This window comes from Nevskia soli, assembly GCF_903970205.1.
Lineage (GTDB): Bacteria > Acidobacteriota > Terriglobia > Bryobacterales > Bryobacteraceae > Bog-113.
Map to the genome: position 1 here is coordinate 1 of NZ_CAJCHS010000225.1, position 5,943 is coordinate 5,943.

Sequence of the window (5,943 nt, forward strand, 5' to 3'; positions counted from 1 at the left end):
GCCTTTGTCACCTTCATACTTAGGGAAGCCGGCCCGCCAGGGCTTTATTCTCGGGTTCGGAAGTACCACGACCGCTGAAGTTCCCCGGGCAGTCCAGCGTTTAGGCGAGGTGCTGCGGTCCCAACAAAAAGTGGTCATATAAAGGGAGAAAGAGTGGATATTGAGATTCGGAGCGTTTCCGGGGCGAGGCTTTTCTTGCATCAGTCCACTCCCTGGCACCGGTAAGATTGCCCTGGCGATGAGCGGCGGGGGCTCTCGAATCGCTTCCCGCGTCATATCGAAAGCATCATTCGAATAAGTGCGCGCTGCGTACATCGACAACTCCCCACAGCAGTGCGCGATCCGATTGGGCGTGATTGGTGATGAGTTCAGGCTGCGGTTCTGCGAAGCTTCGAAGCACAACGACGGCGTCCTTGGTCGCCGCATGACGGACGGCCCTCGAAAGCCGGTCGCGGTAAGAAGGTTGCGCGCCATCCAGGATGTTCGATAAGGAGAACGCGTCAAAGGAGCCGGCCGGGCAGCACTCAAGGTAGGAAGCCGCGTCGCCGAGTGCGAACTGGACGCGGCAAGTTGCCGGCCGCGGCTCGTCGTGCGGTTCGCCCAGAAGCAATGCGCGTGCGAACGGATTCGTCGCGTTGGCATGCCGAGCGAAGCCGCTTTCCAGTCGCCTCCTAAGTATCTCGCCGAAATTGGGCGGTAAGAAGGCAAGAAACTCCGGGGCATACACAAGACGTAGGATCGCGCGAGATAGCAGCGCCTCGAAGCTTGTGCGGAAACGCTGTGTGTCTAGCTGCGAACGCCAAAACTCGACCTGTTCTGTAACGTCGGAAAGGGCGAGGAATGCGCGAACCTTTCGAGTGCTCCAACCTACCAATGGCGCAAAAGCGCGCGCGGCGGCCATGGCGCGCTCAGCACAGCCAGCGACATATCCGGCAACCAAGCCTGCGCCTAGGACGCGGCGCTCCGCGTACTCAAGTTGCACCGGATTGATGTCGCAAGCGACTACGTCGTGGTCACCAGAGAGTCTTATTGCTGTGCAGCCGGCCGAAGCTATACAAAAAACGCGGCCCTTGTTCTCAAACGCCTTCTGCTCGATTGCGGCGTCCTCATACATCTGTCCGAATAACAATTGCTGCGCCCCGTGCGAGGATTTGAAACGTCCCGCATACCACGGTGTTTCCCGGCTCACGGCCGCGTCCCTGGGAGCGCGCCGCACGCCCAGACAAGTACGAGAAAGGCGGCGTTCTTCACAACCATTCCGGCAGGATCGTGGATTAGTTGACGCGCCCACAGAAGTCCGTTGATGTTAAGGACCACAAGTAACGCGATCTGCACGATCGCGCAGGCGCCGGGATAGATTCCGGACAGTATCCACGCCGCGATCGCGACCTCTATGACTCCCAGTAATTTCAGAAACCATTTACCGAACAGCGGCCCGAGCTTCGGAACCATCGCGACGATATCCGATTCTCTTTGGGCGTTTCCAAGAACTTTATTCCATAGTCCCTCGTAGAGCCAGACGGCGGCAACAGCACCGCGAATGATAACTAACGCTGGGAACGCAATAGCGGCGTCGTGCATATAGGTTCCGGGGGGGCAAAGTCATTCCCCGCCAAGTCACCTGCCGTTGCCGGGCGGGCAACTAAGTCTAAGCGTGGGAATGATGCGCACATCCCGTTCAGTATATGATGGTGAAACTGATGCGCGATGAATCGCTCGATAGGCTGCCAGAGATAGCGCGGCCGCAGATAGCCTTGGTACTTCGTCGCCAGTGCGATTTCAGTCCGGCCTTTCACCGATCGAATCTCGTACGAGCCACCCAGCGCTGTAATGCAGCCTTCGATCCCGAGGCGCTGTTGAACCACGTCGAATTGCAGTAAGTGAGGCGGCTCGACCTTCGTGATACGTTTGACCAGGAAGCCGCTATCGTAAAGACACAAGACTTCCGCTTCCACGCAAGTCTTATCCCCTTGGGTCCGCCGCGGTTGTGGCAGTAGGGCGCGAAGCAAGACCGGCGGCCGCAGGGGAACCTCTTCGTACGTCATCATGCGACTCCACACGGTCTCGGGAGTTTCGTCGCAGCCAATCGATGTCATCACTTCTTCGGCCGCGGGGTTTCCTGCGAACAGCCAACTTACAAGGCCAGACCATGCCCTCTGATCAGGATTCGGGACTCGCCCACTCGCCATCGTTATCCCCCAATATGTCGAGCGGCTGATCTCTACTTGAGAGTTCGAACGTAGGCGATGACATTGTCGACGGCCGGCCCGGTGACTGACGCGATAGCATGCATCTTACCCTTGCCGGCGGTGACGATGGTCTTTATGTCGGCGTCGCTCAAGGCTTGTACCGCGGGCGATTTCAAGTCTCGCATTTCAACCTTCATCATCTTCGCAATCGCCGGGTTAGGGGTTCCGTCGGCTCCGTGGCACGACTTGCATGCCCGGTTGTAGACAGCTTCGCCGGCCTTTGCATCCGCGGCGAAACCGGCGCCGGCTGTAAAGGTCGAAAGGGTTAGTACCGCTAGAATCATTCGCATCTTGTTTCTTCTCCTTTGGTTATTCAAAACTGTTACTGCCGTACACCGGTAGAGGTCTCGGCGACCCCGAGGGTTTTCAGTATCTCCGGCGACGCCTCATCCATGGCCAGAGATTGGTGGCACGCGCTGCAATCCTGCGTAATTGTTTTCTTGTCAGCCGTGGCGTGGCTGTCATCGTGACAACGAAAACAGCCGGGGTTGTCCGTGTGTCCCAGGTTATTCGGGTATGTGCCCCAAGTTACTTTTAAGTCCGGAAAGACATTGTGCTGGTAAATCGCCAGCAGCGCATTGCCGGCGGCTTGAACGTCCGAGGCGCGCTTGGCTGCGATGTCGGGGTATTTCTGCTGATAGAAGTTCGCCAGGGAGGAAGGAATCTTCTGCCGAGCGTCCTCATCGGTCTGATAGTTAACCTTGATCAACTCAACGCCGGTTTTCTTTACAAAGGGGAGATCGGGAGCGATACGGCCTGTCGTGATCGCATTATCGACCGCGCGATCGGGGGCTTCAAAGGAGTGTGCCGCTCGATTGTGACAATCGGCGCACTGCATTTCGAAGACGGGCAGAGTTCCCGCGACGTCGGGCTTGGCGCCCGAAGCGAGATAGGTTCGCGTCACTCCCTTCTCGATATTGCGGTACTCAACCCATGGAATGGTTTGCCGCGTCTTATCTTGCGCGGCATATCGAATGTGAACGCCTGGACCCAGGTGGGCGCCGTGGATACCACCGAACCGGCCGCCGCCGACCTGCATCATCAGGACGGTTTCGGTGCGGGTGTTCGCTGCCTCATCCTTGTACTTCGTGATGGTGCGCAACTCCGGTCCAATGAACACCTGGCTCTCGTGACATTGCTCGCAAGTAGCAGCGGAAGAAACTAACTTGTTGCTTTCCAGCCCCCCCTCAATGGGACGCGGAAACTTGTTGAACACTACGTCCATGAGCTGCTTCGTTCCGTTCATCTTGGCTTTCAACCAGCCGGTTGCTCCCGGCGCCACGTGGCAAGTTGCGCAAGCCACCTGCTGGTGCGGAGCAAGTAAGTGCGCGGTGAACTCGGGATTCATTACATGGCAGGTCTGACCGCAAAACTGTACCGTTTCCATATGCTCTACGGAGCGGTAAGTCAACTGGCTGCCGATTAAGACGTTTGCTGCGGTCATGACGCCGAAAAAAATACCTGCGCGGCGCCACGCCGCGTGCCGGTCCGGCAACGTGGCGAATTCCTGTTCCACGCGCCGTTTCGCGAGGATTATGCCTATCGGAATCAATGCCAGCCCGGCAAAGAACACCATCGGGATGGCGACGAACAGCAGCAATCCGATGTAAGGATTTTGAGCATGCCCGCGTATATTCGCCGGGAGGGCGAACAGCCAGGAGAATCCGGCTAGTGTCACCAGGGCGGCGCCTAACATACTGACCCAATGGCTCGTAAGGAGAAGGATCAGAGGGCGCTCTTGATGTTCAGGCATGTCTTAGCTCGTCTAACATCATCGTGAGAACCTCAGTCCGGTCATAATCGAATTCGATCGAAAGCCTTCGTACTCGTAAAACGTCTCCCCATAGCCGTAATACGTCCATTGAGTGAACCAGGCAAGGTTATTGCGCACGGGCACGAGGAGCTTGGCGAAGGGCTGGTAGTAATTGGTAGGCCGGCTCCCCGAGGAAATGAAGAACGACCCGCCGGCGGTGACGGTAGGAATAAGTCCCGAATAGTGCGGCAATCGGGAGCTAAACAGGCCGGTAGCCGTATGCGAGTTGTCACGGTAAATCGCCCGTTCCGGTGTTAGGGTCTCGGGTTCGAGGTACCCGATATCCGAGTAAATTCCGGCACGCGTGTAAGAGCCTTGAACGTTCCAGGGCTTGCCCTGAGGCGCCCACAGGAAGGAAAGCGACTCCTGAACTGCCGCAAGTTCCGAATAGTTGATGTTGGGCAGCGGGTTCGAGTTGTTGAGTAGAAGAAACGTGGCTGAGACGCTGAGTGAAGCAGATGCCTGGTAGCGCGCTTGAGCGTGGAACTTCTGGTAGTTGTACAAACTCGTCCGAAAGTAGGCTCCATCGCTCGCCGCAACTTCCAGGTCGCCGGAAAGGTTTAGCTTCTGACGCGCGCGGTAAGTAGCACCGACGATTGCCACATTTTGGCTCAGCTTACCTTGTTCCGCGCCGACTAATCCGGCTGTAGGTAACACGGCGTCTCCGGCGTCGCCCCAGACGTACCGATACCCAGCGCGCAGGGTGAGTTTCGGAACTGGGTCGTAGAAGAGATCGATTTCTTCGCGGTTATAGTTGTTGACCAATGACGACGACAAAAGGGCTGCCGTTGGCGCCGAGACGCCGAGATCCGTTAAGATCTGGTTGGAATTTGCCCATCCGGTATCGTGCATACGATCGGTAAGCCAGGACTGGACGATTCGGAATTTGCGGAAAGGTCTAATCTCCGCCCCAAGGCTTCCCGATGTGTGCGGTGATTTGGCTGCAGCGTCCAGAAGAAACTGCTGTCCCGTGTAGAACAGTATCTCGTTCGTGACCACCAGGTTTCCGGTGTCGTATTGGTTGTAATTAACGTTCGTATTCGGATCGCTGTAGAGGAACTGCCCGTAGAGGTCGAGCCAGGAAGTGGCGTTCGCGGTAAACAAGCCTTTGCTATAAGTGCTCGATCCGGTAATTCCGTAGGACGCCATCAGAGCTGTCAGGTAAATGGGCTGGCCCAAAAACGGGTTGAGGAAGTTGCCGTAGTTGGTTGATCCGGAAGGCTGATACAGGTCCTGATTATTCTCGAACGTGGTCCCACCCTCTTCCAACGTGACGTGAAAGCGCCGGAGCTCTATCCGAACCCCAGCCCGGTACAGATTCGTTCGATCCGACATCGAATTCGGCACGGGAAAGGAGTTCGCGTCCGAGACGAAGGCAGTTGCGCCGGTTCCTGATCCGGAGTCCCGGTCGTAAGCCACGTACGGTACAATCCAGTTTCCGGGCAATAGGTCAAGAGAGGCGCTGGCCATTCGCCTGTGTGTGTCGAAGGATTCCTCGTTGAGCGTGATGCCGCGAGTCGAGAGTAGCGGATCTGCGTACGAAGGCAGGAAGTCGAAGTACGCAATATCGCGGTAATCAAGGTTGAGGTCGTATAGCTTCTTCTTCCGCGCGTCGACATGAAGCGTTTGGTAAGGATCATCTCCCCAGTTATACGCGCGGACATCGATCTGGTCAAAAATCCGATGTTTCGGGTCAGTGATAGTGAAATCGGCGCCGACTAGCTTTGGACCGGAACCCAAGTCTACGATGCTTCGGTAGGTGTCAAAGCTACCTCCGACTCCGGTTTGCCAGCGATAGCCTAAGTCGATCGATCCGGTAAGCCAGTTTTCACCCGGCGTAGTCTGCGGGGTATCGGGCGCGGCAGCAGGTGTTGCAGCAGC

The 5,943-nt window shown here is 57.0% G+C and carries 6 protein-coding genes; all 6 read right to left on the bottom strand.

From position 1 onward, the window contains the following. Positions 1-286: 286 nt before the first annotated feature. A complete protein-coding gene (locus H1Y01_RS10240) occupies positions 287-1,189 on the bottom strand; it encodes a DUF3419 domain-containing protein (RefSeq protein ID WP_180540422.1) in 903 nt (300 codons plus the stop codon). Continuing rightward, complete coding sequence (locus H1Y01_RS10245; protein WP_180540423.1) at positions 1,186-1,581, bottom strand: DoxX-like family protein; 396 nt, start codon at positions 1,579-1,581, stop codon at positions 1,186-1,188. Before H1Y01_RS10245 ends, H1Y01_RS10240 begins: the two co-directional genes overlap by 4 nt. Then, complete coding sequence (locus H1Y01_RS10250) at positions 1,548-2,096, bottom strand: hypothetical protein (protein WP_180540424.1); 549 nt, start codon at positions 2,094-2,096, stop codon at positions 1,548-1,550. Before H1Y01_RS10250 ends, H1Y01_RS10245 begins: the two co-directional genes overlap by 34 nt. 125 nt (positions 2,097-2,221) lie before the next feature. Continuing rightward, positions 2,222-2,533: a c-type cytochrome gene (locus tag H1Y01_RS10255; protein ID WP_180540425.1), complete on the bottom strand. Its 312-nt coding sequence runs from the start codon at positions 2,531-2,533 to the stop codon at positions 2,222-2,224. 38 nt (positions 2,534-2,571) lie between these two features. Further along, positions 2,572-4,002 (bottom strand): NapC/NirT family cytochrome c, encoded by a 1,431-nt coding sequence (locus tag H1Y01_RS10260; protein ID WP_180540426.1) that lies wholly within the window; start codon positions 4,000-4,002, stop codon positions 2,572-2,574. Positions 4,003-4,020: 18 nt separating this feature from the next. Then, positions 4,021-5,943, bottom strand: a 1,923-nt coding sequence (locus H1Y01_RS10265) for an MtrB/PioB family outer membrane beta-barrel protein (protein ID WP_180540427.1), incomplete at its 5' end; no start/stop codon positions are given.